General features: G+C 30.2%; 4 protein-coding genes. All 4 read right to left on the bottom strand.

Annotated elements, in window-relative coordinates; translation table 11 throughout:
- The coding region (locus WBN21_RS16405; RefSeq protein ID WP_424202189.1) for an AMP-binding protein at positions 1–518 on the bottom strand (518 nt) is incomplete at its 3' end.
- On the bottom strand, positions 515–739 hold the full coding sequence (locus WBN21_RS16400; RefSeq protein ID WP_424202187.1) for a hypothetical protein: 225 nt from the start codon (positions 737–739) through the stop codon (positions 515–517). The genes WBN21_RS16400 and WBN21_RS16405, both read right to left, overlap by 4 nt.
- 75 nt (positions 740–814) lie before the next feature.
- Positions 815–1,180, bottom strand: coding sequence for a response regulator transcription factor (locus WBN21_RS16395; RefSeq protein WP_424202185.1), 366 nt, complete (start codon positions 1,178–1,180; stop codon positions 815–817).
- Between the two features lie 18 nt (positions 1,181–1,198).
- Positions 1,199–3,889 carry an ATP-binding protein gene (locus WBN21_RS16390; RefSeq protein ID WP_424202183.1) on the bottom strand — a complete coding sequence of 897 codons (2,691 nt, stop codon included), beginning with the start codon at positions 3,887–3,889 and terminating at the stop codon, positions 1,199–1,201.
- Positions 3,890–4,298 lie beyond the last annotated feature (409 nt).

The following is a 4,298-nucleotide window of genomic DNA, read 5'->3' as shown; positions in this document are numbered from 1 at the left end:
ATAATTCTATCAATCTCAATTCCACTAGAGGCTGTTAAAATAACTTTTGGTTTGCAGTCGTCTATTCTAATAGCCAACTCATTGGGAGCAAAACCACCAAATACAACCGAATGGATAACCCCTATTCTTGCACATGCTAACATAGCATAAATAGCTTGCGGAATCATTGGCATATAAACGATTGCCGTATCTCCTTTTTTTAAACCTATTTCTTTAAGTGCTCCTGCTAATTTTGAAACCTCTTTATGTAATCGAATATAAGTTATAATCTCTTTAGAGTTTGTTACAGGGGAATCATAAATAATAGCATTCTGTCTGCCATAACCATCTTCTATATGCTTGTCAATGCATAAATAACTCAAGTTTAACGTTCCATCTTCAAACCATTGGTTATGCCCTAGGTTATTTTTAGAAAGTATATTTTTAGGTTTATTATACCAAGATACTTGTTCAGCCTGTTCGCTCCAAAAAGCTTCTGGAGTGGCTATACTTTTATTATAAAAATCTTGATATTTCACGACTTAGCTTTTTTAGATTTTATCAAGCCAAACCAATTGGGGTTAAGTATCTTTAATTTGATAAATACCCAAATAATAAGCACAAAACAAACGCCCATAACAATTGAATTCATAGGACTTACAATAGCATTTTGCTCAAACTTAAACCTTAAATAAAGCGTAATAACAGCATAGATACTAATTATAATATCTGATGCCAACGGTGGAATACGAAATTTCATGTCTTTAAATTTTAATTAAATACTGTTAAGTTTGCACACAAAACCAATATTTAAAAAAGTCTTAAAAGATCATTTTTAAGTTAACAGTTCCAATATTTCTGAAACTATTTTTTTTACTGAAAAAGGTTTGGTTAAATATTTATCTGCTCCAAGTTTTAAACCCTTTTCAATATCTGAAGCTTTATTTTTTGCAGTTAAAAAAACCACTTTGGTTTCCTTTAAACTGTCTGTATTTTTTATATGTTTTAACGTTTGATACCCATCTACATTTGGCATCATAACATCTAACAAAATCACACTTGGTATTTGATGTTTTAATATCTCTAACGCCTCACTTCCATCTCTTGCAATATACACTTCAAAATCTTGTTTTTTAAAAGCGTATTCCAACGACATCACAATATTTGGTTCATCGTCAACAATTAAAATTTTCTTCTTCATAGTTTTTGGGACTACAATTTACTTAAAAGGTAGCGTAAAAACAAGCGTTGCGCCATTTTTTACACCTTTTTTTGCCCAAATTTTTCCTTGATGCTTTTCTATAATTTGTTTGGTAATGGCAAGCCCCAACCCACTCCCTTGCGGTTTTATGGTATTTTGATGTTTTGATTGATAAAATTTATCAAAAATAAAATCATAATCTTCTTCTGGAATCCCTTTACCATTGTCGGTTACCGAAACATTAACACATTCATTTCCTAAGTTATAATCTACAGTTATAACGCCTTTATTAGCTTCACAAAATTTAATGGCATTAGAGAGTAAATTAGTTAATACTTGCAATATTCTATCTTCATCATAATTCAAATTAAAAGCGTGGGGATTTTTATTCACTAATTTTATGTTCTTTTTCTTAGCAATTTGAGTCAAACTTGAAATAGCTTTTGTAATGGTTTTTTGGATGTCTTGATTTTGAACATCTAAATTTAAACGTCCTGTTTCTAGTTTTTCGAAATCTAAAATATTATGTATAAGCCTGCCTAAACGGTCTGAATCTTGAAGGATATTTTTTAAAAACTGAAGCTTAACCTCCTTAGGCATATCGTCATCTTCATCCATCAACAACTCAGTTGCTGCACGAATACCGGTAATTGGTGTTTTTAATTCGTGAGCCACAGTATCCAAAAACTCATCTTTTTGTTTGTCTTTATTTATAAGTTCTTGGTTAACATCCTTTAATTTTGAAGATAGTTTTGAAAGTTCATTAGATTTTTCCAAAAGCACTTTATTATTAACCACATGCTCTTTAGATTCTTCTAATATTTTTAATACTTCAACTAAACTAATTTGCTCTTCCTTCACTACACTAGCTATTAAAATTTTTGCAGAAGCACTACCTATATTCCCAGTTAATAATTTTTCAGAAAAATTAATCAGCCTAGCATCAGCTAATTGTGTGTCTTTTGGGAGTTTGTATTTTGTAAAAAATATGTTTAATGCACGTTGCGTTCTTTTTTCACCAAGAAATCTATTAAGTACATTTTTTATATCTGCAACATAAGCCTCTCCCTTCCATACCAATGCACTGTCTTGTAACTTTGTAAAATTCCTGCTATCAACAAACATTTCAGCATAATTTCGTTCTCTATAATTCCCTTTGGAAGTTAAAGAAAATACGAGATAACTTAATATATTGAAACTCATACTCCAGAAAAATGCATGTGATGGCGGACTTAAAAAATCTATACCAAATAAAGCATAAGGTTTTAAAGCAGGAATACCATTAAGCCCATATTGAATAAAATCATCTGTTCCTGAATATGCTTGTAAGGTAAATGGTAAGATTAGTGTATAAAACACAATACAAAAACCAACAATAACACCTGTTATGGCAGCTTTTGAAGAACCTCTATTCCAAAATAGACCTATAAAAAATGAAGGTGCAAGTTGTGCAATTATTACAAATGAAATAAGTCCAATTGAATATAAAGACAATTCTTTAGAAAAAGATATATAGAAAAAATAGGCTGTAATAATTATTGTGAAAATAGAAATACGACGAATATTTTTGATATACTTTGCATTACGCTCAGGTTGATTTTGAATAAATTTATCTAAAAAGCCATAAGGTATGATAAGGTTATTACTTACCATGGTAGAAAGCGCTAAAGTAGACACAATAACCATGGAGATAACCGCAGAAAATCCACCTAAAAAAACTAGCGTTGCAAGGAATGAATTATTCTGCTCTAATGGCAGCAACAAGGTATAATACTCGGCATTTACTGAGTTACCAAAAGTAAGTTTACCTGCCCAAGCTATAAAAACAACAAAAATATTAAACAACAACAAATACAATGGGAACAACCAAATTGCTTTTTTTAAATGCTTTTCACGATTGTTTTCCAATACGGATACTTGAAACTGTCTTGGCAATAAAAATATAGCCATAAAAGATAACGAGATCATAAACACCCAATTAAAACCATCCTCGACACCGTTTAAAGTAATTAATTGATTAAAGTTTTCTGTTTTTGAAATTTGGTTATAAATATCTGTTGTCCCATCAAATAAGTAAAAGGTTATGTAAGCACCTATAATTAAAAAGAACACTAATTTTAAAACAGACTCAAATGCTACAGAAGCTATAATGCCTTTATGTTTTTCTGACGCATCTGTTTTTTGAGTACCGAAAAAGGTTGCAAAAATGGCTAATATTAAAGCAACATAAAATGTGGTATCGTCTAAAATTGAGGTTGAAATATAACTGGTTTCATCGGTCATAATTTCAAACGTTTCAGAAACCGCTTTAAGTTGTAATGAAATGTATGGTACAGTTCCAAAGAGGCAAATTAAAGTAACAAGTGCTCCTAAAAAACGATTGTTTCCGTACCGTAGGGATATAAAATCTGCTATTGATGAAATTTTATGCTGCTTGGAGATTCTAATAATTTTCCTAAGAATCACTATCCATAAAGGTGCTGCTATAACTGGTCCAAGATAAATAGGAAGAAAATCAATACCTGTATTTGCAGCGATACCTATACTGCCATAATATGTCCAAGCCGAACAATATACTGCCAAAGACAATGTGTAAACATAAGGGTTATTTACCCACTTACTTTGTCTCTTTTTTTCAGCCAAAAAAGCAATAAAAAATAATACTGCTAGATAGACTATAATTATAAAAACTAAAGTATAATTATTCATAATGGCGCTTTAAAACGATATAAGAAATAATTATAGATAATAACCAAAAAGAAAATATTGAAAAATAGAAAATCGGGATTCCGAATATGGCTCCTTCAATATTAAAAATCAATAAAAAAGGTATGTTAAAAATTAAAAACAAGGCTATAGATAATACTATTAGTTTTTGTTCGTGCCGCTTTTTCATGTAATTTTTCTTTTAAAAAAAATAAATTATATAGACTTTGTTCCAATTAAACTAGATTTCACTAATATAATAAAATCAGCACTACTTTTAAGTAGTGCTGATTTTTCCTAACTAATAAACTTGAATTAAAGATTTTCAAGAATATGCTTTCATATTTTAATGTGAATCACCTGCTTCCCCAGCACCAGAAGGAATTCTGATACTTTCAACCATGTCTTGAAC

It is taken from the genome of Algibacter sp. (genome assembly GCF_049667265.1).
Lineage (GTDB): Bacteria > Bacteroidota > Bacteroidia > Flavobacteriales > Flavobacteriaceae > Algibacter_B.
The sequence above is the reverse complement of the archived record's forward strand: the minus strand, read 5'-3'. Positions and strand labels throughout refer to the sequence as shown.

Excerpts from the sequence above, each read along its gene's own strand:
- WBN21_RS16400 (WP_424202187.1), bottom strand. The coding sequence starts at position 739 with ATGAAATTTCGTATTCCACCGTTGGCATCAGATATTATAATTAGTATC.
- WBN21_RS16395 (WP_424202185.1), bottom strand. The coding sequence starts at position 1,180 with ATGAAGAAGAAAATTTTAATTGTTGACGATGAACCAAATATTGTGATG.
- WBN21_RS16390 (WP_424202183.1), bottom strand. The coding sequence starts at position 3,889 with ATGAATAATTATACTTTAGTTTTTATAATTATAGTCTATCTAGCAGTA.